Source organism: Bradyrhizobium sp. SZCCT0153, from assembly GCF_018129995.1.
Lineage (GTDB): Bacteria > Pseudomonadota > Alphaproteobacteria > Rhizobiales > Xanthobacteraceae > Bradyrhizobium > Bradyrhizobium japonicum_G.
Genome location: NZ_JAFCKS010000002.1, coordinates 1 through 23,139 on the forward strand (window position 1 = coordinate 1; position 23,139 = coordinate 23,139).

General features: G+C 64.6%; 27 protein-coding genes. 20 read left to right on the top strand and 7 right to left on the bottom strand.

The annotated features are described in order from the left end of the window. Positions 1-724: 724 nt before the first annotated feature. The 5 genes from JQ572_RS07855 to JQ572_RS07875 all read left to right on the top strand — a co-directional run bounded on the left by JQ572_RS07855 (position 725) and on the right by JQ572_RS07875 (position 3,808). On the top strand, positions 725-1,345 hold the full coding sequence (locus JQ572_RS07855; RefSeq protein WP_211382443.1) for a TetR/AcrR family transcriptional regulator: 621 nt from the start codon (positions 725-727) through the stop codon (positions 1,343-1,345). A gap of 49 nt (positions 1,346-1,394) precedes the next feature. After that, positions 1,395-2,588 carry an MFS transporter gene (locus tag JQ572_RS07860; protein ID WP_211382444.1) on the top strand — a complete coding sequence of 398 codons (1,194 nt, stop codon included), beginning with the start codon at positions 1,395-1,397 and terminating at the stop codon, positions 2,586-2,588. 128 nt (positions 2,589-2,716) lie between these two features. Further along, entirely contained in the window at positions 2,717-3,136 is a 420-nt protein-coding gene (locus JQ572_RS07865) for a DUF4118 domain-containing protein (RefSeq protein WP_211382445.1), read from the top strand. A 138-nt stretch (positions 3,137-3,274) separates the two neighbouring features. Beyond that, positions 3,275-3,484, top strand: a complete 210-nt coding sequence (locus JQ572_RS07870; protein WP_211382446.1) for a hypothetical protein — start codon at positions 3,275-3,277, stop codon at positions 3,482-3,484. Positions 3,485-3,541: 57 nt separating this feature from the next. Further along, positions 3,542-3,808 (top strand): hypothetical protein, encoded by a 267-nt coding sequence (locus tag JQ572_RS07875; protein ID WP_211382447.1) that lies wholly within the window; start codon positions 3,542-3,544, stop codon positions 3,806-3,808. A gap of 11 nt (positions 3,809-3,819) precedes the next feature. On the opposite strand, the gene JQ572_RS07880 is transcribed toward JQ572_RS07875, so the two are convergent. Continuing rightward, on the bottom strand, positions 3,820-4,797 hold the full coding sequence (locus JQ572_RS07880) for a LysR family transcriptional regulator (RefSeq protein WP_211382448.1): 978 nt from the start codon (positions 4,795-4,797) through the stop codon (positions 3,820-3,822). 120 nt (positions 4,798-4,917) lie between these two features. Here JQ572_RS07880 and JQ572_RS07885 point away from each other — a divergent pair, with 120 nt between their 5' ends. The 10 genes from JQ572_RS07885 (at position 4,918) to JQ572_RS07930 (ending at position 16,184) form a co-directional block, all read left to right on the top strand. Continuing rightward, positions 4,918-5,955: a class 1 fructose-bisphosphatase gene (locus JQ572_RS07885; RefSeq protein WP_211382449.1), complete on the top strand. Its 1,038-nt coding sequence runs from the start codon at positions 4,918-4,920 to the stop codon at positions 5,953-5,955. 12 nt (positions 5,956-5,967) lie between these two features. Next, entirely contained in the window at positions 5,968-6,843 is an 876-nt protein-coding gene (locus JQ572_RS07890) for a phosphoribulokinase (protein WP_211382450.1), read from the top strand. A gap of 16 nt (positions 6,844-6,859) precedes the next feature. After that, on the top strand, positions 6,860-8,878 hold the full coding sequence (gene tkt, locus JQ572_RS07895) for a transketolase (protein ID WP_211382451.1): 2,019 nt from the start codon (positions 6,860-6,862) through the stop codon (positions 8,876-8,878). A 12-nt stretch (positions 8,879-8,890) separates the two neighbouring features. After that, on the top strand, positions 8,891-9,976 hold the full coding sequence (gene fba / locus JQ572_RS07900) for a class II fructose-bisphosphate aldolase (RefSeq protein WP_211382452.1): 1,086 nt from the start codon (positions 8,891-8,893) through the stop codon (positions 9,974-9,976). 41 nt (positions 9,977-10,017) lie between these two features. After that, positions 10,018-11,478 carry a form I ribulose bisphosphate carboxylase large subunit gene (locus JQ572_RS07905; protein ID WP_211382453.1) on the top strand — a complete coding sequence of 487 codons (1,461 nt, stop codon included), beginning with the start codon at positions 10,018-10,020 and terminating at the stop codon, positions 11,476-11,478. An 11-nt stretch (positions 11,479-11,489) separates the two neighbouring features. Continuing rightward, positions 11,490-11,897: a ribulose bisphosphate carboxylase small subunit gene (locus JQ572_RS07910; RefSeq protein ID WP_211382454.1), complete on the top strand. Its 408-nt coding sequence runs from the start codon at positions 11,490-11,492 to the stop codon at positions 11,895-11,897. Positions 11,898-11,995: 98 nt separating this feature from the next. Then, the gene (gene cbbX / locus JQ572_RS07915) at positions 11,996-12,928 is read left to right on the top strand and encodes a CbbX protein (protein ID WP_211382455.1); all 933 of its coding nucleotides are present in this window, start codon (positions 11,996-11,998) and stop codon (positions 12,926-12,928) included. Then, positions 12,925-13,662 (top strand): ribulose-phosphate 3-epimerase, encoded by a 738-nt coding sequence (rpe, locus tag JQ572_RS07920; protein ID WP_211382456.1) that lies wholly within the window; start codon positions 12,925-12,927, stop codon positions 13,660-13,662. The genes cbbX and rpe overlap by 4 nt, the downstream gene beginning before the upstream one ends. 264 nt (positions 13,663-13,926) lie before the next feature. Beyond that, positions 13,927-15,783: a putative bifunctional diguanylate cyclase/phosphodiesterase gene (locus tag JQ572_RS07925; RefSeq protein WP_211382457.1), complete on the top strand. Its 1,857-nt coding sequence runs from the start codon at positions 13,927-13,929 to the stop codon at positions 15,781-15,783. A gap of 188 nt (positions 15,784-15,971) precedes the next feature. Next, positions 15,972-16,184 (top strand): hypothetical protein, encoded by a 213-nt coding sequence (locus JQ572_RS07930; protein ID WP_211382458.1) that lies wholly within the window; start codon positions 15,972-15,974, stop codon positions 16,182-16,184. A gap of 19 nt (positions 16,185-16,203) precedes the next feature. On the opposite strand, the gene JQ572_RS07935 is transcribed toward JQ572_RS07930, so the two are convergent. Continuing rightward, positions 16,204-17,040, bottom strand: a complete 837-nt coding sequence (locus tag JQ572_RS07935) for a universal stress protein (protein ID WP_211382459.1) — start codon at positions 17,038-17,040, stop codon at positions 16,204-16,206. 209 nt (positions 17,041-17,249) lie between these two features. Between JQ572_RS07935 and JQ572_RS07940 the strand changes: the two genes are divergently transcribed. Both JQ572_RS07940 and JQ572_RS07945 read left to right on the top strand, forming a co-directional pair. After that, entirely contained in the window at positions 17,250-18,797 is a 1,548-nt protein-coding gene (locus tag JQ572_RS07940) for a Do family serine endopeptidase (RefSeq protein WP_211382460.1), read from the top strand. Positions 18,798-19,066: 269 nt separating this feature from the next. Next, on the top strand, positions 19,067-19,429 hold the full coding sequence (locus JQ572_RS07945; RefSeq protein ID WP_249128923.1) for a hypothetical protein: 363 nt from the start codon (positions 19,067-19,069) through the stop codon (positions 19,427-19,429). Positions 19,430-19,434: 5 nt separating this feature from the next. Here the strand turns inward: JQ572_RS07945 and JQ572_RS07950 are convergent, their stop codons facing one another. Further along, positions 19,435-19,734 carry a DUF6496 domain-containing protein gene (locus tag JQ572_RS07950; protein WP_211382462.1) on the bottom strand — a complete coding sequence of 100 codons (300 nt, stop codon included), beginning with the start codon at positions 19,732-19,734 and terminating at the stop codon, positions 19,435-19,437. Between the two features lie 89 nt (positions 19,735-19,823). Further along, complete coding sequence (locus JQ572_RS07955) at positions 19,824-20,018, bottom strand: DUF3072 domain-containing protein (protein WP_211382463.1); 195 nt, start codon at positions 20,016-20,018, stop codon at positions 19,824-19,826. A 115-nt stretch (positions 20,019-20,133) separates the two neighbouring features. On the opposite strand from JQ572_RS07955, the gene JQ572_RS07960 reads away from it, so the two are divergent. Further along, complete coding sequence (locus JQ572_RS07960) at positions 20,134-20,355, top strand: hypothetical protein (RefSeq protein ID WP_211382464.1); 222 nt, start codon at positions 20,134-20,136, stop codon at positions 20,353-20,355. An 18-nt stretch (positions 20,356-20,373) separates the two neighbouring features. Further along, a complete protein-coding gene (locus tag JQ572_RS07965) occupies positions 20,374-20,556 on the top strand; it encodes a hypothetical protein (RefSeq protein ID WP_211382465.1) in 183 nt (60 codons plus the stop codon). Between the two features lie 134 nt (positions 20,557-20,690). Here the strand turns inward: JQ572_RS07965 and JQ572_RS07970 are convergent, their stop codons facing one another. Beyond that, positions 20,691-20,927: a hypothetical protein gene (locus JQ572_RS07970; protein WP_211382466.1), complete on the bottom strand. Its 237-nt coding sequence runs from the start codon at positions 20,925-20,927 to the stop codon at positions 20,691-20,693. Positions 20,928-21,022: 95 nt separating this feature from the next. Further along, positions 21,023-21,280 (bottom strand): hypothetical protein, encoded by a 258-nt coding sequence (locus tag JQ572_RS07975; protein WP_211382467.1) that lies wholly within the window; start codon positions 21,278-21,280, stop codon positions 21,023-21,025. 141 nt (positions 21,281-21,421) lie between these two features. Here JQ572_RS07975 and JQ572_RS07980 point away from each other — a divergent pair, with 141 nt between their 5' ends. Continuing rightward, positions 21,422-21,643 (top strand): hypothetical protein, encoded by a 222-nt coding sequence (locus tag JQ572_RS07980; RefSeq protein WP_211382468.1) that lies wholly within the window; start codon positions 21,422-21,424, stop codon positions 21,641-21,643. Here the strand turns inward: JQ572_RS07980 and JQ572_RS07985 are convergent. Beyond that, on the bottom strand, positions 21,640-23,130 hold the full coding sequence (locus JQ572_RS07985) for an HWE histidine kinase domain-containing protein (protein ID WP_211382469.1): 1,491 nt from the start codon (positions 23,128-23,130) through the stop codon (positions 21,640-21,642). The genes JQ572_RS07980 and JQ572_RS07985 overlap by 4 nt on opposite strands. Positions 23,131-23,139: the final 9 nt, after the last annotated feature.

Below are 23,139 nucleotides of genomic sequence, written 5' to 3' on the forward strand. Positions count from 1 at the left end.
GCGGCGCTTTCAGGTTCGTCTCGTCTGTAAGTTTCCGGCTCCGTCGACAGATCTGGAAAAACTGCGGCGAAATGGCGGGCCGTGCGTACGGCAAAACCGTGTGGTCCTGACCGTCGTTGCTACGGTCAAGCTCTTGCGGATGCGGCATTCGCGTCAACCGGCGCGGTGTCGGCGACTTTCGCTGGAGTGAGGGAGGCCAGAACGAACTCGGCTCCCGGGAGAGCACGGCATAAGCCGTCCAACCACTGCGCAGGGAAGGCCGAGTGATTGGCTACACCTGCATGCTGCTGTGCGGTTCTTTTGCGCTACATCTTCGCGCAGCGGACCGCGGGTGCCAGCCGGCACCCGGCCTTCCCTGCGCCCTCTTGGCTTGGAGAGGGTGGAGTGACGAAGCAAAGCTCGGGCGAAATGCGCCGCGAGATTGCGAAGGCTGCCTGCAAGTCGAAATGTGCATCGGAGGACCGCGATGTCGCCCCTTGCTCCGTCATTGCGAGCGTAGCGAAGCAATCCAGAATCCCTCAGCGGTGACAGTCTGGATTGTTTCGCTGCGCTCGCAATGACGACGTGGAGAGAACGTGCGCTGGCGCGCCTCGCGTGCCCCGGACGCAGCGCCGCGCCCTTCAGCGGTGCGCTGCAGAGCCGGGACACGGCGCCGGTACTCTTAATGTCTACCATCACGACCAGGTCTCTTGATTAGGAAACAATCATTCCCTATTATGCCGCAATGCAGAAAGCCGCACGACCATCCCAGCCTGTCGCCCATTCACCCGGCCGTCCCCGGGAATTCGACATGGACACGGCTCTGGACGGAGCGGTGCGGGTGTTTTGCGAGCGCGGCTATCATGCCACGTCGATCGGCGACTTGACCGCTGCGATGCGGCTGGCCACCGGCAGCGTCTACAAGGCGTTTCGCGATAAGCATGCGGTGTTTCTCGCCGCATTCGAGCGCTACGCCGCTCTGCGCGGGGAGCAGACCCGCGCCGCCGCGGCACGCGGCGAAAACGGTCGTGAGCGGCTGCGCAACGTCTTGCTGTCCTATGTCGAGCATTCCCAGGGTCTCGAGGGCCGGCGTGGCTGCATCGTGGTTGGCAGCGCGGTCGAGCTCTCAGCGGTCGATCCCGTGATCCGCGCGCGCGTTACCGCGCAACTCATGACCAACGAAAAGTTCATCGCCGGCCTCATTCGCGAGGGTCAGGCTGACGGCTCGATTCCGGCCCATGTCGAGGCCGATGACACCGCGCGGCTGATGATCTGCATGACACAGGGCCTGCGCGTCGTCGGCAAGGCGCGCCTGCCGCTCGATGGCGAGCGGCTGGCCGGCGTCGCCATGAAACTACTCGCCTGAATCCTTGTCAAATTAGGGAACGTTCGTTCCCGATATCTGGAGTCCGTAAATGACGATGAATGCCACCATCGAGACCGCGCCCGGGCCGGATGTGGTGTCGCAGCGCCTGACTTTCGTGCTTGCTGCGGCTTGTGGCATGATCGCCGCCAACATCTATTATGCCCAGCCGCTGATCGCCCCGATCAGCGCCGCGCTCGGCCTGTCGCATGCAGCAGCCGGGCTGATCGTCACCATGACCCAGATCGGCTACGGCACCGGGCTCCTCCTGATAGTGCCGCTCGGCGATCTCGTCGAGAACCGCATCCTGATCTGCTCCGTCATTACGCTCGGCGCCGCGGCGTTGCTCGCCGCCGCCTTCGCCACCCATGCGCTGCCGTTCCTGATCGCGGCGCTGTTCATCGGGCTCGGCTCGGTCGCGGTGCAGATCATCATTCCTTATGCGGCGCATCTGGCGCCGGAAGCCATCCGCGGCCGTGTCGTCGGCAACGTCTCGACCGGCCTGATGCTCGGCATCATGCTGGCGCGCCCGGTGTCGAGTTTCATCACCGCGGCCCTGTCGTGGCATGCGGTGTTCTTCTGCTCGGCGGCGCTGATGATCGTGCTCGCAGCCGTGCTCTGGATGACGTTGCCGGAGCGCAGGCCGGTCGCGCGCATGCATTATGGCACGCTGCTGTTGTCGATGCCGCATCTGGTGCGGGCCACGCCGCTGCTGCGGCGCCGCGCACTCTACCAGGCGAGCCTGTTCGGCGCTTTCACCCTGTTCTGGACCGTGGCGCCACTCCAGCTCGCCAGCGCGTTCGGCTTCTCCCAGAGCGGCATAGCGCTGTTCGCCCTCGCCGGCGTCGCAGGCGTGTTCGCGGCGCCGATCGCGGGACGGCTCGCCGACCGCGGCCATAGCCGCGTGGCAACCCTGGTTGCGATGCTGCTCGCAGCCGCGGGCTTCCTCGTGACCTATATCGGGGCCGCCGGCTCGATGCTGAACCTCGCCTGCCTGGTCGTGGCTGCGATTGCCATCGATATCGGGGTCCAGGGCAACGTCGTGCTCGGCTTCCGCGCCATCTTCGCGCTCGGGCACGAACACCGCAGCCGCCTCAACGGCCTCTATATGGCGACGTTCTTCGCGGCCGGCGCCGCCGGCTCCGCGGTCGGCGCCTGGGCCTTCGCGGAAGGCGGCTGGACACTGGCATCGGCCATTGGCCTCGCCTTGCCCGTCGCGGGCCTGCTCTATGCGGCCAGCGAGTAGCGGTAAAATTGTGCGATGCAGCCCGTTTGCCAAACGCTCAGGCATGCGTTTTCCACCTCGCGGTTTGGGCGCCACTGTAGTACTTTGGTCGCAAGCGGGCCTGGTTAACGGGCGGCAGGGGGAGGCTGATGAAGCGTGCGGGGCTGTTTGGCGTGCCGCGGGTACGGCCATGGTCGTGGCAGGCGTTTCTGCTGGGATTCGTCGTTGTTGCAATGTCGGCGGTGCTTCAGGGCATCTGCGTAGCGCTCGGCGCAAAACTCTATTTCGCGGCCTTCCTGCCCAGCCTGTTCGTGCTCGGACTTGTCGCGGGTGTGCCGGCTGCGGCATTCGCCGCGGTGCTGACCATTCCGCTGGTGTGGTGGGCGTTCATTCCGCCCTTCTTCGAGTTTACCCCGCTATCCAGCGCGAATGCGGATTCCATCAACCTGTTCTGCCTGCTCGCCGTGCTCCTGATCGGCCTTGCCGATCTCTGCCGCGAGACAATGGCGATCATCAGCCGCGGCGGGCTGAAGCGTACGGGCGAGAGCGCGGCAACGAATTCGCAATAAATCGGCATCGCGCGGCCACGCGCGTTGCGCGCGCGCAACAGTCCGGCAACCATGCGCGCGCTTGCCGCGCGCCGCTAACTTTTCGAAAAAGATTTGGCCGCAATTTCTCCCGCGGGAATGACGAGGGAGTTTTCGGACATGAACGGCCAAATAACCGGTCACGCCATCTTGGAGAACGTGCGCCGCTATCGCGGTATCGCATCGCTCTATCGCCAGACCGCTGCGTTCCGCCCGGGCCAGAGCTGGTCGCTGCTGGAGCAGGCGAGGGATTGGGAAGCGCGGGCGCTGACGGAGCTCGAAATCTATTTCGCGAGCCGCGTGGACCAGGCCGCTGTGCTGGCGGCCTGATCGTTAACCGTCGCGGCAAGGAGATCGGCGACAAGCCGCGCGAACGAGCTGCGAGGGATGTCCGACGACGCGAACGAATCGCCGAAACAGATGATGCCGGGCGCGGCCTCCCACATCGGCGTGAACTGGCTCCGGTCGGGACCAGAACCCGTGGCGACTACGGAGTTGCCCCGGCGCCTGCGTATGATAGCAAGTCGCCCGGGCCTGCTTCACGTCGGCCGGGGGCGAGCGATGACCACCTTCAACCGCATCTTCACGACCGAGCGCTTGCTTCAGATCATCGTCATTCTCGCGGCGACGATTGCAATGAAGCTGATGGGCTGAACGTCGGCGGGCTATCGCTCGCCGAACTCGGGTACATCGGGCAGATAATTCGAGCCCTCCGATCCCAGGAAATCGAACATCGCCTGCGCCGGCGGCAGCAGCACCTTGTCGCTGCGGCGAATCACGTACCATTGCCGAACGATCGGCAGGCCCGCGACGTTGAGCACGATCAGGCGGCCCTCGGCAAGCTCGTGCGCCACGGTGTGGGCCGAGATGAAGGCGATGCCGAGCCCCGCGATGACCGCCTGCTTGATGGTCTCGTTGCTGCTCATCTCCATGCCGATGACCGGCTCGAGGTCCGACTTCTGAAACATGCCTTCCATGAGCGTGCGCGTGCCCGACCCCGGCTCGCGGGTGAGGAAGGTCTCGTGCACGAGGTCGGTCAGGCTGAGGCCGGAATCCTTCGCCAGCCAGTGCCCCTTGCGCGCGACGATGATGTGCGGATTGCGCCCGAGTTGACGGACGTCGACGCTGACGTCGGCCGGTGGCCGACCCATCACCGCGAAATCGAGGTCGTAGCCGTGCATGGCCTCGCGGATCTCCTCGCGATTGCCGATGGTGAGCTTGATCTCGATCTTCGGATGCCGCTTCGAGAACGCCGCGATCGCGTGCGGCACGAAATACTTCGCGGTCGAGACTGCGCCGAGCTGCACGGTGCCGCCGGTCCTTCCCGCAAGCAGGTCGAGCGCGCCCTGGCAGTCCATGATCGCAGCTTCGACGCGCCCGGCGAGCGCAAGAACCTCCTTGCCGGCCTCAGTCAGCAGCATGCCGTCGCCGGTCCGCTGTACCAGCGGCAGGCCGGCGAGGTCCTGAAGCTGACGGAGCTGCTGGGTGACGGCCGGCTGGGTCAGGCCGAGCTGGCTCGAGGCCGCCGTCACGCTGCCCTTGGCCGAAAGCGCTGCGAGCGAGCGAAGCTGCCGGATCGTCAGATGCCGGAGCTGGGCCGCTGCATGGCCATGACCATTATAAGAAATTTCTTTGGCGCCCATTATGAATAGAAATTTTCCTTATTAAGTCGGCGCTGTCAATCTTCATTGTGTTGGGACCAACCGCACCGACCTCCGCCGGGGAGGGAACTGGATGCGGCGCCAGCAAAGGGATGGACGCAGATGACCGGGCAACCCAGGCTGGACGATCACCTCCAACGGTACTCGGAGACCGCGCCCCACGCGCTGGCGGTGGCAGCTGCGGTCGACGCCATCGCGGCGGCGGCCATCGAGATCGCCGACCTTATCGGCACCGGAGATCTCGCGGACGCCTCGGGCCTGACGACGGGTCGCAACAGCGACGGCGACGTCCAGCGCGATCTCGACGTGCAGGCCGATGCGATCCTGCGCCGTTGCCTCGGCAGGCTGCCGATCGCAGCACTGGCGTCGGAGGAAATGCGTGAGCCGCAGATCGGCGACCGCGAAGCGAAAATCTGCGTCGCGATCGATCCGCTCGACGGTTCCTCCAACATCGATATCAACATGACCGTCGGCACGATCTTCTCGATCCTGCCGGCGCCCGATGATCTCGCGCTCGCCTTCCATCAGCGTGGCTCGGCGCAGCTCGCGGCAGGGTTCGTCACCTACGGTCCGCAGACCTCGCTGGTGCTGACTCTCGGCGACGGCGTCGACATCTTCACGCTCGATCGCAAGGCCGGCTGCTTCCGCCTCGCACGCAGCGGCGTGCAGATTGCCGAGGCCTGCGCGGAGTTCGCGATCAACGCGTCGAACCGCCGGCACTGGGAGCCGCCGGTGCGCGCCTTCGTCGACGAGTGCCTCGCGGGCGTCGAAGGGCCTGCAAACCACGATTTCAACATGCGCTGGGTCGGCTCGCTAGTCGCCGAGGCCTATCGCATCCTCACCCGCGGCGGGATCTTCCTCTATCCCTCGGACGCGCGCCCCGGCTATGGCGACGGCCGCCTGCGGCTTACTTACGAGGCGCATCCGATGGCGATGATCATCGAGCAGGCCGGCGGCTCCGCAACGACGGGGCGCGAGCGAATCCTCGACCTCGCAGCGCAAAACCTGCACCAGCGCGTGCCCCTGATCATGGGATCGAGCAAGGAGGTGCGGCGGCTCGAAGAGCTGCATTGCGACCCGCTGCTGGTGGCCAGCGGCTCATCGCCGCTGTTCGCGCGGCGCGGATTCTTCCGCATCTGAGCGAGGCGACGCATGTCCAGGAAGTATCCCATCATTTCGATCACCGGCTCCTCGGGCGCCGGAACCACGTCGGTCAAGAAGACCTTCGAACAGATATTTTTCCGCGAGAAGGTCAACGCCGCCTACATCGAAGGCGACGCGTTCCACCGCTATGACCGCACCGAGATGCGCACGCAGATGGCCAGGGAAGCCGAGCGCGGCAACAGGCATTTCAGCCATTTCAGTCCCGAGACCAATCTGTTCGAGGAGCTGGAGCGGGCGTTCCGCGACTATGGCGAAACCGGCACCGCGACGACCCGGCACTACGTCCACGACGCCGAGGAATCCGCGCTGCACGGCGCGGCGCCAGGCACCTTCACCGAATGGGAACGGTTGCCGGAGAACTCGGACCTTCTGTTCTACGAGGGGCTGCACGGCGCCGTCGTCACCGACAAGGTGAACGTCGCGCGCTATGCCGACCTCAAGATCGGCGTGGTGCCCGTCATCAATCTCGAATGGATCCAGAAGCTGCATCGCGACCGCAGCGCGCGGGGCTATTCGACCGAGGCCGTCACCGACACCGTCCTGCGGCGGATGCCGGATTACATCCACTACATCTGCCCTCAATTCTCCGAGACCGACATCAACTTCCAGCGGGTCCCGACGGTGGACACCTCCAATCCGTTCATCGCGCGCTGGATTCCGACGCCGGACGAATCGATGGTCGTGATCCGCTTCAAGAATCCGCGCGGCATCGACTTCCCCTATCTGCTCTCGATGCTGCCGCAAAGCTGGATGTCCCGCGCGAACTCGATCGTGTGTCCGGGCGCGAAGCTCGATCTTGCGATGCAGCTGATCCTGACGCCGCTGATCATGCAGCTGATCGAGCGCAAGCGAAACCTGAAGTGAACAAGGGAAGAATCCGATGAACATCTCGGTTCACGCCGACGCCGACCTCACGGCGGTCGCGCATAGCGATCTCGCCAACGCCGTCCGCTTCCTCGCGGTCGACGCCATCGAGACCTCGCAGTCCGGTCATCCCGGCCTGCCCATGGGCATGGCCGACGTCGCGACGGTGCTGTTCTCGCGCTTCCTGAAATTCGACTCGGCGCATCCCAATTGGCCCGACCGCGATCGCTTCGTGCTGTCGGCGGGGCACGGCTCGATGCTGCTTTACGCGCTGCTGCATCTGACCGGCGGCGACGTCAGCCTCGGCGACATCAAGGCGTTCCGGCAATGGGGATCGAAGACGCCGGGCCACCCCGAATACGGCCACACGCCGGGCGTCGAGACCACGACCGGTCCGCTGGGGCAGGGCATCGCGACGGCGGTCGGCATGGCGATGGCCGAGCGGATGGGCAATGCGCGTCATGGCGACGGTCTCGTCGATCATTTCACCTACGTGATCGCCGGCGACGGCTGCCTGATGGAGGGCATCAGCCAGGAGGCGATCTCGCTTGCCGGTCATCTTCAACTCGGCCGTCTGATCGTGCTGTTCGACGACAATGGCATCTCGATCGACGGGCCGACCTCGCTGGCAACCTCCGACGACCAGCTCGCGCGTTTCGCCGCTTCCGGCTGGTCGGTGCGCAGCATCGACGGACACGATCCCGAAGCCATCGCAAAGGCGATCGCAGAGGAGCGCGAGACCGCAAAGCCGTCGCTGATCGCCTGCCGCACCATCATCGGCTATGGCGCGCCGGACCGGCAAGGCACCGAGAAGGCGCACGGCGCCCCGCTTGGTACCGAGCAGACGGCAGCCGCGCGCCGGACGCTCGGCTGGGACTATCAGCCCTTCGTGGTTCCTGTCCCGATCATGAAGGCGTGGCGGATGATCGGACAACGCGGGCAAGTCGAGCGCCTCGCCTGGCTCGACCGCTACGAATGCGCGACGCCCGAGCAGCGCGACCTGTTCGTCGAAGGCAAGGCCGTTGCCCTGCCGGCTGCCTATGCGCTGGCCGCGGCGAAATTGCGCGAACGCTTTGCGTCCGAGCGTCCGAAGCTCGCGACGCGGCAAGCTTCGCAACAGGTGCTCGACGGCATCGCCGGGACCATTTCTGGCCTCGTTGGCGGGTCGGCCGATCTGACGCATTCGAACCTGACCCATGCCAAGACGCAGACTCCTGTGAGTCGCGACGCGTTCGCCGGCAATTACATCCATTACGGCATCCGCGAGCACGGCATGGCGGCCGCGATGAACGGCCTGGCACTCCATGGCGGCTTCATTCCCTATGGCGGCACGTTCCTCGCGTTCTCCGACTACAGTCGGCCGGCGATCCGTCTCGCGGCCTTGATGAGGCTGCGCGTCATCCATGTGATGACGCACGATTCCATCGGCCTCGGCGAGGATGGTCCGACGCACCAGCCGGTCGAGCATCTGGCGGCGCTGCGGGTGATCCCGAACCTCCTGGTGTTCCGCCCCGCCGACGCGGTGGAGACGCTGGAAGCTTGGGACTGCGCGCTCAATTCCGAAGACCGCCCCTCCGTGCTGTGCTTCTCGCGTCAGGCGTTGCCGACCTTCCGCAGCGATGCGCGCGGCAAAAACCGTGTCTCCCGCGGCGCCTATCTCGTCGTCTCGCCGGACGGCGGCCGCGACGTGACGCTGATCGCAACCGGCTCGGAGGTGTCGATCGCGATGGAAGCCGCCCGCCTGCTCGCGACCGAGCACATCCGCGCTGCCGTGGTGTCCGCGCCTTGCTTCGCCCTGTTCGAGGAACAGCCAGACGAATACCGCGCCACCGTGCTCGGCACCGCGCCGCGCGTCGGTGTCGAGGCGGCCGTACAGGGCGATTGGTCGCGCTGGATCGGCGCTGACGGTGAGTTCGTCGGCATGCGCGGCTTCGGCGCTTCGGCGCCGGCACCCGTGCTGTACCGCGAATTCGGCATCACACCGCAAAGCATCGCAGAAGCCGCCCGCCGGGCAATCGCCCGCAAGCGACAATAAGGAGAACCACTCGTGGCACGTATCACCCTCAGGCAACTGCTCGACCACGCAGCCGGCCATGGCTACGCGGTGCCGGCGTTCAACATCAACAACATGGAGCAGGGCATCGCGATCATGCAGGCGGCGGCCGAGGTCGATGCGCCCGTGATCATCCAGGCCTCGCGCGGCGCGCGCAGCTATGCCGGCGATCTCATGCTCTCGCACATGATCGATGCGCTGGAGCGGACCTATCCGGACATTCCGCTCTGCATGCATCAGGACCACGGCAACGACGAGGCGACCTGCGCCTCCGCCATCGCCCACGGCTTCACGTCCGTCATGATGGACGGCTCGCTCAAGGCCGATGCCAAGACGGCAGCCGATTACGACTACAATGTCGCGATCACCCGCCGCGTCGTCGATCTCGCTCATTGGGTCGGCGCTTCCGTCGAAGGCGAGCTTGGCGTACTCGGCTCGCTCGAACACGGCGGCGGGGAGCAGGAGGACGGACATGGCGTCGAAGGCACGGTCAGCCACGACCAGCTTTTGACTGATCCCGACCAGGCGGTCGACTTCGTCCGTGCCACCAAGGTCGATGCGCTCGCCATCGCCATGGGTACCTCGCACGGCGCCTACAAGTTCAGCCGCAAGCCGGATGGCAACATCCTGGCGATGCGGGTGGTCGAGGAGATCCACCGCCGGCTGCCGAACACGCATCTGGTGATGCACGGCTCCTCGTCGGTGCCGCAGCCTCTCCAGGACATGTTCAACCAGTATGGCGGCGAGATGCCTCAGACCTGGGGCGTGCCGGTCGAAGAGATCGTTCGCGGCATCAAGAGTGGTGTGCGCAAGGTCAATATCGACACCGATTGCCGCCTCGCAATGACGGCGGTATTCCGCAAGGTCGCCGCGCAAAGTCGCAGTGAGTTCGACCCGCGCAAGTTCCTCAAGCCCGCGATGGATGCGATGCGCGAGCTCTGCCGCGAGCGTTTCGAGCAGTTCGGCACCGCCGGCCATGCCAGCGAGATCAAGGTCGTCCCGATGAGCGAGATGGCGCGGCGGTACCGCGCCGGCGAGCTCGATCCGCGCGTCGATGCCCGTGAGCCCGTCGCAGCCTGAGCAGATTCAGAGATTAGAAGAGAGAAACGAGGGAGAAAGCCATGAACGCACATACAGGAACCGTCCGCGGCAAGGAGCGCTATCGCTCGGGCGTCATGGAATACGCCCGCATGGGCTATTGGGAGCCCGACTATGTCCCGAAGGACACCGACGTGATCGCACTGTTCCGCGTCACGCCGCAGGAAGGCGTCGACCCGATCGAGGCGTCGGCCGCGGTCGCCGGCGAATCCTCGACCGCGACCTGGACGGTGGTATGGACCGATCGGTTGACGGCTGCGGAAAAATATCGCGCGAAATGCTACCGCGTCGATCCGGTGCCGGGCACGCCGGGCTCGTACTTTGCCTACATCGCCTATGACCTCGACCTGTTCGAGCCGGGCTCGATCGCCAACCTTTCGGCCTCGATCATCGGCAACGTGTTCGGCTTCAAGCCGCTGAAAGCGCTGCGTCTGGAAGACATGCGCTTTCCGGTTGCCTACGTTAAGACCTTCCAGGGACCCGCGACCGGCATCGTGGTCGAGCGCGAGCGGCTTGACAAGTTCGGCCGGCCGCTGCTGGGCGCGACGGTGAAGCCGAAGCTTGGGCTGTCGGGCCGCAACTACGGCCGCGTGGTCTACGAGGCGCTGAAGGGCGGGCTCGATTTCACCAAGGACGACGAGAACATCAACTCGCAGCCCTTCATGCACTGGCGCGACCGCTTCCTCTACTGCATGGAGGCCGTGAACCGGGCACAGGCCGCCTCGGGTGAGGTGAAGGGTACCTACCTGAACGTCACCGCGGGCACGATGGAGGACATGTACGAGCGAGCGGAGTTCGCCAAGGAACTCGGTTCGGTCATCGTCATGATCGACCTCGTCATCGGCTACACCGCGATCCAGTCGATGGCGAAATGGGCACGGCGCAACGACATGATCCTGCATCTGCATCGCGCCGGCCACTCGACCTATACGCGGCAGAAGAGTCATGGCGTGTCGTTCCGCGTCATCGCCAAATGGATGCGGCTCGCCGGCGTCGACCACATCCATGCCGGAACGGTGGTCGGCAAGCTCGAGGGCGATCCCAACACCACGCGCGGCTATTACGACGTCTGCCGTGAGGACTTCAATCCGACGAGGCTCGAGCACGGCCTGTTCTTCGACCAGCCATGGGCCAGTCTCAACAAGATGATGCCGGTCGCATCGGGCGGCATCCATGCCGGCCAGATGCACCAGCTGCTCGACCTGCTCGGTGAGGATGTCGTGTTGCAGTTCGGCGGCGGCACCATTGGACATCCCATGGGGATTGCGGCCGGCGCGATCGCCAATCGCGTGGCGCTGGAAGCGATGATCCTCGCCCGTAACGAGGGCCGCGACTACGTCCACGAGGGTCCGGAGATCCTGGCCAGAGCGGCCGAGACCTGCACGCCGCTGAAGGCGGCGCTCGAAGTCTGGAAGGACGTCACCTTCAACTATCAATCCACCGACACGCCGGACTTCGTTCCGACCGCGCTGGAAACCGTTTGAGGAGATTTGACATGAAGCTGACCCAAGGCTGCTTTTCGTTCCTGCCCGATCTGACAGACGATCAGATCACCAAGCAGGTGCAATATTGCCTGACCAATGGCTGGGCGGTGAACATCGAGTTCACCGACGATCCGCATCCCCGCAACACCTATTGGGAGATGTGGGGCCTGCCGATGTTCGATCTCCAAGACGCCGCCGGCGTGATGATGGAACTCGCCGAATGCCGCAGGGTGTATGGCGACCGCTACATCCGCATCAGCGGCTTCGATTCGAGCCATGGCTGGGAATCGGTGCGGATCTCGTTCCTCGTCAACCGGCCGCCGCAGGAAGCCGAGTTCGACCTCGTGCGGCAGGAAGTCGGCGGGCGCGCGATTCGCTACTCCACGGTGCGCAAGCCAGCCGCGGCAGCGTCGCCATAAGCCATTGCTCTCCGCGTGGAGCACTCCCTGCTCCAGATCCTTGGCGGACAACTGCTCCGCCGCCGCCCCGCGGCGGGGCTTTTTTGTTCGAGGTGCCCATGCTCGACATTGCCCGTGCCACGCCCGCTGAAGGCGGTGAGACTACGTTCGATCTCCGCAAGGAAGCCGAAGCGGCGGGGATCACCGAGACGTTGCAACAGCTCGAGCGGGAGTTGATCGGCCTTCGGCCGGTCAAAGACCGCGTGCGCCAGATCGCATCGCTCCTGCTGATCGAGCGCATCAGGCAGCGTGCGGGTCTCGCCTCGGCGCCGCCCACACTGCACATGTCGTTCACCGGCAACCCCGGCACCGGCAAGACGACCGTCGCGCTGCGCATGGCGAAGATCCTGCACGGCCTCGGCTTCGTGCGGCGCGGGCAGGTCATCTCGGTGACGCGCGACGATCTCGTCGGGCAATATATCGGCCACACGGCGCCGAAAACGAAAGAGATATTGAAGAAGGCAATGGGCGGCGTGCTGTTCATCGACGAGGCCTACTATCTGCACCGGCCCGACAACGAGCGCGACTACGGCCAGGAGGCGATCGAAATCCTGCTCCAGGTGATGGAGAACCAGCGGGAGGACCTCGTTGTGATCCTCGCCGGCTATGGCGAGCGCATGACCAGCTTCTTCGCCTCCAATCCCGGCTTCCGCTCGCGCATCGCCCACCACATCGACTTTCCGGATTATGCGGAAGCCGAACTTCTCGTCATCGCCGAGCTGATGCTGAAGGAACGGGGCTATCGCTTCTCGGCGGCGGCGCGCGAGGCCTTCGAGAAGTATATCGCGCTACGCCGGACCCAGCCGTTCTTCTCCAACGCGCGCTCGATCCGCAACGCCGTCGACCGCATTCGCCTGCGGCAGGCCGATCGGCTGGTGTCGGATCTCGACCGCATGCTCGATGTCGCCGACCTCGAAACGATCGATCCCATGGACGTCCTGGCGAGCCGCGTCTTCAGCGGCGGAGCCGATGTGAGGAGTGCAAAGCCATGACCGCAGAGATCATCATCGCTCCCTCGATCCTGGCGGCAGACTTCGCGCGCCTTGGTGAGGAGGTCGCGGCGATCGACGCGGCCGGCGCCGACTGGATCCATTGCGACGTGATGGACGGCCATTTCGTGCCGAACATCAGTTATGGTGCCGACGTTATCAAGGCGATCCGACCGCTGACGAAGCGGGTCTTCGACGTGCATCTCATGATCGCGCCGACCGATCCCCATCTGGAGGCGTTCGCAAAGGCGGGCGCCGATGTCATCACCGTCCATGCCGAAGCTGGGCCGCATCTCGACCGCTCGCTCCAGGCGATCCGCGCGCTTGGCAAGAAGGCCGGTGTCAGCCTGTGCCCGGCAACGCCGGAAGCCGCGATCGAATACGTGCTTGATCGTCTCGATCTGGTGCTGGTGATGACGGTCAACCCCGGCTTCGGTGGTCAGTCCTTCCTCGACTCCCAGGTCGAGAAGATCAGGCGCATTCGCAGCATGATCGGCGACAGGCCGATCAGGCTCGAGGTCGATGGCGGCATTACGCGCGACAATGCCGCTGCCGTGGCCGCGGCGGGTGCCGATACGCTCGTGGCGGGTTCGGCCGTCTTTCGCGGCAAGAGCGCTGCCGACTATGCCGCCAATATCGCAGCGATTCGCGTCGCTGCCGAGTCAGGCCGGGTTGTGAAGTTCCAGGATAATTCCGCACGGGCGATGCGGACCGCAGAGAGTGCGCTCATCCGGTAGACTACGGGTGGGACGCGAGCCGCTGCGCTGTGGTGGCGGTTGTCCCACGGCGGGCCAGTTTTCTCCGGGGTTCCATGGAGGATGCCGCACAAAACGATGAGCCGTTTCAGGGCGGGGTAACCACGCGCGTCAGACGAAAGTTCGATTAACGACCGCGCAATGCTATGTGTCTCAATCTGCGATTAAGGAACGCTGAGAGAGCGCGGGAATGCGGATCGAGGACATCTGCAGGCATGAGGCCTGCACACGGCGCGGAGCGACGGCATGAGCATGCATCGCTTGTTCGCCGAACAGATTCGCTGCGCCACCGACGCGGCCGGACAGGTCGATCTCGTCAAGCTGGGCGAGCTCGTCAGTGCGGCCTACGAGGCAGGCGACCGCGACCGCCAGCGTATGACGGATATGCGCGCGCACACGCACGATGAGGTCGAGCAAGACCTGCTGCGAACCCAGGAGTTCCTCGACACCATCGTCGAGAACATACCGATTGCCGTGTTCGCCAAATGCGCGAAGGATTCCCGCTACATTTTGCTCAATCGCGCCGGCGAGGACTATTATGGCCTGCCGCGCGAGCAGATGCTGGGCAGGACGCCCGAGGAGATCTTCCCGGCCGACGTCGCCCGCGTGGTCAACGAGCAGGATCGTCGCGTCGTCGCCAGCGGCATGCCGATGTTTCTCGAGGAGCACCTGCTTGAAGTTGGCGTGAAAGGCCACGACCGGGTCGTCAATTCGCGCAAGATGCTGATCACCGATGATGCCGGCGATCCGCAATATCTGGTCGGTGTGATCGAGGACGTCACCGAGCGCGTCGCGACCCAGGAACGCATAAGACATCTCGCCCATCATGACGTGCTGACCGACCTGCCGAACCGCAGCGCCTTCAACGCAGTGTTGGACGAACGGCTGGAGCGGGCGCTGGAAGCGGCGACCAGTTTTGCAGTGCTCAGCCTCGATCTCGACCGCTTCAAGGAAGTCAACGACGTGTTCGGTCATCCCGTCGGCGACATGCTGATGCGGGCCGCGGCCGATCGCCTTGCCGCGGAGGCTGACGGCGCCTTTATCGCCCGCATCGGCGGCGACGAATTCATGATCCTGATGCCCGACGACGTCCGCCGGGAGAACGTTCTGGCGCTCGCCGAACGCCTGGTCGAAACGATAGGCAAGGAGCTAGAGGTCGACGACTATCTCTCCCATGTGGGCCTTAGCGTCGGCATCGCGTTCTATCCAGATGACGGCGTGGATGCCGCCACATTGCTCGCCAATGCCGATTCCGCGCTTTATCGTGCCAAGCGCGAGGGCAGGGGCACGGTCCGCTTCTTCGAACCCGAGATGGACCAGGAACTGCGCGACCGCAGGCTGCTGCAACACGATCTGAGGCAGGCGCTGGAGCTGAACCAATTCCTGGTCTACTTCCAGCCGCAGGCGCGGATTGATGGCGAAGTCATCGGCTTCGAGGCGCTGCTGCGCTGGAACCATCCGACGCGGGGCTTCGTGCCGCCCGACGAGTTCATTCCGCTCGCCGAGGAGAACGGGCTGATTATCCAGATCGGCGAGTGGGTCCTTGGCGAAGCGTGCCGCGAGGCGGCGTCCTGGCCGCGGCCGTTGCAGGTGGCGGTCAATCTGTCGCCGGTCCAGTTCCTGGCCGGCGACCTCGAACGCGCGATCCACCGGATCCTGCTGGAGACGGGACTTGCGCCGACCCGACTCGAGGTCGAGATCACCGAGGGCGTGCTGATCGGCGACTTCACCCGCGCGCTCAATCTGCTGCGGCGGCTGAAGGCGCTCGGCATCCGCATTGCGATGGACGATTTCGGCACCGGCTATTCCTCGCTGTCCTATCTGCAGTCGTTTCCGTTCGACAAGATCAAGATCGATCGCAGCTTCATCTCCAATCTCGAGACGACGCCGCAATCAGCCGAGATCGTCCGCGCGGTCCTGAGCCTCGCGCACGCCTTGAATATCCCGGTCGTCGCCGAGGGGGTGGAAACCGAGGCGCAGCGCGCCTTCCTGGCGCGCGAGGCCTGCGAGGAGATGCAAGGCTATCTCGTCGGCCGGCCCGACCTGATCGAGCGGTATCTCGATCTGATTGGCGTGGCCGTGGAGCAGCGCCTTTACGCCTAGACCCCAAGTTTTCCAAACCGGCGGGTTCCACGTGCAAACTTGCGCGTTTGGAACTAAAATATGTGCGCGCATTTCTCAAAAGTTAACTGCGATCAGTCGCGCTGTGCACGCAGCAAATGTTTTGCACAACCGCCATCGCCCTGACGCAAATAAGGGCAATAAGCCCTGTGAATGCGAGGGAGGGTCTCATGGAGAACGTACGTCGCTACCGGGCGCTAGCGTCACTCTGCCGCCAGCAGGCGGCCTACCGGCCGCTCCAGACTTGGGAGTTGCTGGGCCAAGCCGAGCATTTCGAGCATCTCGCCGAAGTCGAGCTCAAGGCGCATTTCGACGCGTGCAATGCGAAAGGCGAGGATGACGCCGTCGCCGCCGCCGCGTGGGAGGAGCCCGTCGCGGCGTGAGAGCATCCGGGCGGCTTCGCTAATGCGACATCAGCGTCGGCACCGTCATGGCTTCCAGCATGGCGCGGGTGACGCCGCCGAGAACGCGCTCGTGCAATCGTGAATGGCCGTAGCCGCCCATCACCAGGAGATCGAGGCTCTCGTCGGCCGCCAGCGACAGGATGGTCGGCTGAATCTCGGAGCGGGTCGCCGACAGGCCGACCGTGCGGGTCGACAATCCGCGCCGGCCGAGATGTCTTGTCAGATTGCGCGCCGAGACGTCGTCGGAAACGGCGTCTGCCTCGTTGATCGTGATGATCACGATCTCCTCGGCGCGGGCCAGGAACGGGGCGGCATCGCGCATCGCGCGGGCGGCGAGGCGGCTGCCGTCCCAGCAGATGCCGATCCGGTTCGCCCTGAATGCTCCACGGAAGTTATACGGCAGGAAGAGCACAGGGCCGCCCGCCTGGAACAGGATCTCGCTCGGTATGTCGTTGTCGAACGAGCCTTGCGCTGGATCGGGCTGCAGCACGATGCTGAGATCGTGTAGCCGCGCCATCCCGCCGAGCGAGCCGGCTGCATCCGCCGGGATCGCGCCGAGCGGGTGGCATGTAAAGGAAAGACCGGCGTTCGCCGCTTCGCTTTTGAACACTGTCAGCGCCGCCTCGGCCCGCTCCACCGCGCGTTCACGTTCCATCTCGAACACGGCTGCCACTGCGGCGCCGCCTTCCATCACGTAGGCCGCGCTGGTTGCGACATAGCCGACGGCGACCGCGTCGATGTGGGCGTTGAGGTGCGCGGCCAGCGAAATCGATCCGTCGATCACGGGGCGCATAGGACGTTCGGTCGGGACGTGAACGAGAATGTCTTTGTACATGGCGCGCCTCCTATGGACATCATCCGTTGGCCCCAGTCTTTCACTGCGCAGGGGGGCCGTGTTGAGCTGCATCAAACGTGCAACCGCGATTTGGGCCGCGGCGCTGGCCGCATCAACTTTGCCAAGATTTAATCGCGTGGACGGGACGCTGTAAGGTGGTCACCGCCATGTTGGGTACAAGGCGACTCACCCAACATGGACATTTCGACATGAACGATCGCGTCAATTCCGAAACCCCCACGTTTCGCAAGATCCTGAGGCCGCGCCGGCTTGTGCTGCTCGGCACCGTCGCCGCGCTTGGCGTGGCCGTGCTGGCGACCGCTCCCGGCTCTTCGCCGTTCAGCGTGAGCTCCTTCATCGCACCCGCTCAGGCCGCGGAGGCCGCCGCGACACCTCCGGGCTTCGGCGATCTCGTCAGCAAGGTCAAACCGGCCGTCATCTCGGTGCGGGTCAGAATCGACCAGGACAACGACAAGAGCGCGATGCTGCAACAGAACCGGATGGATTCGGACGAGGACTCGCCGTTCGACCAGTTCTCGCGGCAATTCGGCTTCCGCGGTCCGGGCGGCATGAACGGCATGCCGCGCCAGCGCCACCAGGTGATCACGGGCGAAGGCTCCGGCTTCTTCATCTCGGCCGACGGCTATGCCGTGACCAACAACCACGTCGTCGATCACGCCGAGTCCGTACAGGTGACCATGGACGACGGCACGATCTACACCGCGAAGGTGGTCGGTACCGATCCGAAGACCGATCTCGCTCTGATCAAGGTCGATGGCAATAAGGATTTTCCGTTCGTCAAATTCTCCGACCAGAAGCCGCGCATCGGTGACTGGGTGGTGGCGGTCGGCAATCCCTTCGGCCTCGGCGGCACCGTGACGGCCGGCATCGTTTCGGCCAGCGGCCGCGATATCGGCAACGGGCCTTATGACGATTTCATCCAGATCGATGCGCCGATCAACAAGGGCAATTCCGGCGGCCCGGCCTTTGACATGAACGGTAATGTGATCGGCGTGAACACCGCGATCTTCTCGCCCTCCGGCGGCTCGGTCGGCATCGGCTTCGACATTCCGGCCTCGACCGCAAAGCTCGTGATCGCACAGCTGAAGGACAAGGGCGCGGTTACCCGCGGCTGGCTCGGGGTGCAGGTGCAACCGGTGACGTCGGATATCGCCGACAGCCTCGGCCTCAAGGAGGCGCGCGGCGCGATCGTCGACAACCCGCAGGACGGCAGCCCGGCGGCGAAGGCGGGCATCGAGGCCGGCGATGTCATCACCGCGGTGAACGGCACCGCGATCAAGGACTCCCGCGATCTCGCCCGCACCATCGCCGGCCTGGTGCCGGGCACGTCCGTGAAGCTCGATGTCCTCCACAACGGCGGAAGCAAGACGGTGACGCTCGCGCTCGGCGAGTTGCCGAACGATCGGCAGGCCCAGGGAAGCGGCAAGGCCGATGACGGCAAGACGCAGCCAGGCGCCGGCACGCCGCGCCTCGGGCTCAGTCTGGCTCCGGCCGGCGACGTGCAGGGCGCCGGTCCGAAAGGCGTGGTCGTCACCGAAGTCGATCCGGAAGGGCCGGCCGCGCAGCGCGGCATCCAGACCGGCGACGTCATCCTCAATGTCGGCGGCAAGGCCGTCGCCAATATCGGTGATGTCCGCTCGGAGCTGGCGCAGGCGAAATCATCCGGCAAGCGCAGCGTGCTGCTGCAGGTGAGGAGCGCGGAGGCGACCCGGTTCGTCGCGGTGCCGCTCGCGTAAGTCGAATTTCGATCGGCGCAAATCAAAAAGGCGGCCCTCGGGCCGCCTTTCTCTCGTTCGCCTTCAGGATGACCGGGCGCCCGCAGATAACATTCTCGTTAACGGCAGCGATGATGACCCGGTTCGTCCGAAAAAGCCGTGTTCGCACACCACAGTTTCGAGATGGTGCAAGGACTCGGCGGCAACGAAGCCGCCGAGCGGTTGCAAAGCGTGGAACCTCCCGCCGCCTCGTGGAGCCGGCCGGTGGTTCGCATTTGATCGGTGCCGACATGGATCGATTGAAGGTCTCGCTGAGGAGTGCGCTGCTCGTGGCGCCGTTCGTGCTGTGGGGCGGAAACGCGCTCGGGCGTGACGACGGCCGCTACGCGGACTCACCCCTCAAGCCGTGGTTCGACAGCCTGCGCAGCCATCTCGGTCCGTGCTGCTCGGACGCGGATGGATTTGCCGTCGCCGATCCCGACTGGGAATCGCACAACGGGCACTATCGCGTGCGGCTCGACGGCGAGTGGGTGGAGGTACCGGACGAAGCCGTGATCACTGAGCCGAACCGGGCCGGCCGCACAATGGTGTGGCCGGTGAAAACCGCGTTCGGCATTGCGATCCGCTGCTTCATGCCTGGCAGCATGATCTGACAGAGTCAGCGCGACCGTTTGGAGGATTTGCGCTTCGGCTTCGAAGTATTCTTCGAAGTCTTATTGGATGTCTTCTTGGCAGTTTTCCTGGCAGTCTTCTGCTTCGAGGCCTTCTTCGGGACCTTCTTGCCTTTCTTGCGCGCCTTCGACAGTCCGATCGCGATCGCCTGCTTGCGGTTCTTCACGCGTCCGCCACGACCGCCGGGCCCGCTCTTTGCGGTGCCCTTCTTGTAGCGTCGCATCTCGCTTTCGACATCGCTGCCGGAGCTACGTGAGTAGCGGCGTTTCTTTGCCTTGCGCGCCATGCATTGTTCTCCCTTTGGCCGAGGAGAACCATCCGGGAATGGCATGGTTCCGAAACCGGGCAGGCAGCGTTCCGGATGCGCGATGCAGCCTAGAAGGAATTCGCCAATTCGATCTCGGCTTCCAGCACCTGGATGCGCCGTGCCGCCTCGCCGAAGGACAGACCCCGCGCATATTGCGCGGGTTGATACGCCTCCTCGCTCAGCCGTTTCAGCCTGAGGCCTTGCGCCCTGGTCATCTGCTCGGCGAGGAAAGCCCTGGCGTCGTATTTACCCTGAACCTGCATGTCGCGTCTCCGTCCTGAAATCGTGGCTTGACTATATGTTCTTATTTTGTTCTAACAAGCCATGGACAACAGAATTAATGAAATTCGACGCAAAATCAGCGCCTTGAGGCTAGAGATGGCCGATGTCGAGGCGTCCGTGCGCGAGCTGGTCGACCGCGATCGCGACTGCGCAGAGAAGGCCTCGGCGCAGATGGATCTGCGCCGGAAAATCAACCTGCTGATTGGCGAATGGAAGGCTGCAGGTGGCGGCGATGTCCTGCCGAATGTCCGCGACAGGGTACGCGTTCGTTCCGCGAAGACATCAGGCAACCCTCTGCGCGTAATCGCGCGCCGCTGAGAATTTTGGGAGCGCGCGGTGGAGGAAGACCCGGACGCCTACCGGATTCTGAAATTACGCGCCGAAATTCTCGAACTGGGCTCCGCGATCCGGCAGTTGCGGCGCGAGGCGCTCGACGATGCTGCGGCCCAATTGTTGATCGCGCGCAAGCGGGCCAGGCTCGAACACCTCGTCAAGGCATGTTCTTCGGACGCTCCCTGACATCCGACGCAGCAAAAGCGTGCGCACGCTCGATTCGCGTGGCGATCATCGATGTCGGATGCCGACAGGAACGCCGTGCTTCACGGTGACAAGAAAGCCCCGCCGTGGCGGGGCCTTCTCGGTTGCGAATCCACTTATTTCGAGCTGCTCGGCGTGTTCACACTGCCGGCCTGATTGGTGCCCGGGCCGACATTGCCTTGGCTCGAGGGATTGGCAGCACCGCTGGATTTCGTGTTGGCGCCCGTAGTCTGCGACGACGATGACATCGAGGATCCATGTTTCGCCTTGTGCGATTTGGCCTGCACTGCGAACGGCGCCGCGGCGAGGCCGGTTGCCAACATCATTGCGAGGGCGAGCTTGGTCGACTTCATGCGCGGGAACTCCCTGAGTTAAATTGACGCAGGCAGCCAACCGCCATTCGGCGCGGGAGTTCCGGACAAAGAGAATTTCGCCCCTCACGCGTGCTTCAAGATTGCTTGTTCTCTACGAGGATGAATACGGCGCCGGTGAGCGTCGCGCCGATCGCGAACGTCGTCACCAGGGTGAGGGCGAACACTACGACGGCCTGGGTTCCGCCATTACTCAGCAGGTTGGCGACGGCCGGATTGGAGAGAATGAGCGCGAGGCCGAAAACAAGGCCGAGCGCTGCCCCCATCAGCGCATGTGTCATCAGCTTGATGAGCCCGGTGGGAGAGATCAGGTCCGACGACTTTTTCGCGCGCATGGGAACTGCATCCCGATCTGGCATACGAACGCAGACGATATCCGCTGGTTCCATCCGGATGGAGGAATTGTCATTGCCCGCTTCATCCGACGTTCATGCCGGGCCTGCGAGGATGAACGCCACAACAAGGGAACATCCGATATGGGCAAGGTAGTCTTTCTTTACCGCTCGCTGGCCTATCGAAACGCCGCTGCGGACATCCTTCGCAAGGCACGCAAGCTGCCGCGCGGAGCCGAGCGCAGCGCGGCTCGCCGCTATGCACATGCGCTGCGCGATCTCGCCCGGACAGAAGCCTGGCTCGAAGGGCGCGTCGCGCGCGACCGGCGGACGGCGCAGCGCATGACGAGTGCGGCGTCCGGCTAACCGGATGCGCGCTGCAATTCGGCGGAGCCTGCGGCTTCGAATTTGCCGGGTGCGGTTGTCGCAGCAGTCTTGCGTGTCAACGGCACCTCCAGGCGGCACAACAGGCCTTCGGCGCGCCAATCGAATTGCGCCTGCCCGCCGAGCTGGGACTCGACGCTCGCAAGCAGGCTCCGCGTACCGAAGCCGCGGGATTTCGGAATCCCGACCAGCGGGCCGCCGGATTCCTCCCAGGTCAGCGTGAGCAGCTCGTCCTCGACCTGCCAGCCGATCCCGAGGCGTCCCGACCGCGTCGAGAGCGCGCCATACTTCGCCGAATTGGTGAAAAGCTCATGCAGCGCCAGCGCCAGCGTCTGCGCGGTCGCCGGCAGCAACTGAACTTCGGGACCTGCCAATTTGATCTGTCCGCCGAGGGAATAGGGCGCAAGCTCCTCGTCGATCAGCTTCGAGAGTTCGGCGCCCTGCCAGCTCGACAGCGACAGGATCGTATGCACGCGCGCCAGCGCATTGATGCGTCCCTCGACGGCGCTGACATAGGCCTTGACCTCGTCGGCGCGGGTGAGGCGCACGATCGATTGCGCGAGCGCCAGCGCATTCTTGGCCCGATGATCGACTTCGCGTGCCAGCAGGTTCTGCCGCTCCTCGGCGCGCTTGCGTTCGGTGATGTCGACCGTCACGCCGCTGACGCGCACGACCCTACCGCTGTCGTCGACCGTGGCGGCCGCCGTGCCGACACACCAGCGCACGTCGCCATCCGGCCGCACAATGCGGAACTCCGTTTCGTAGGCGCGCGTGCCCTTGTTGAATTCGGCGATCGCCTTGCGCAGCTGATCGACGTCGTCGGGATGCAGCAGTGCCTGAACGTTGGCCGGGTTGACCTCGAAGCTGTCGGGGCCGACACCAAAGATACGATATTGCCCCTCGTCCCACATCCAGTCGCCGGTGATCCAGTCCCAGTCCCAGGACCCCATCTTGCCTGCGGCGATCGCCATGCTGCGCCGCTCTTCGCTCTCGCGCAGCTTCGCGGTGGAATTCTCCAGCTCGGCGGTGCGCGCACGCACGCGGTCCTCGAGATCCTGGTTCAGCCGCTCGAGTTCGCGCGTCTTGCGATAGAGCTCGGCAAACACCTTGACCTTGGCGCGCAGCACCTCCGGCACGACAGGCACCGGCACGTAATCGACCGCGCCCATTTCATAGCCGCGCAACCGGTCGATGTCGCTGACCTGAATCGCCGAGATGAAGATCATCGCCGTCTTCTGGAAGCGCGGATGCTCGCGGATCATCGCGGCGAGCTCGAAGCCGTCGAGCTCGGGCATGCAGACGTCGACAAGAATCACCGCGATCTCGGTCTTGAGCAGTAACTCCAGCGCCTCGCGGCCCGACGAGGCGACCACGAGGTTCTCGCCGAGCTCCTTCAGGATCACCTCGTAGGCGAGCAGCTTGGCCGGCTGGTCGTCGACGAGGAGGATGTTGACCTTTTCGTGGTCCATTCGCAGATC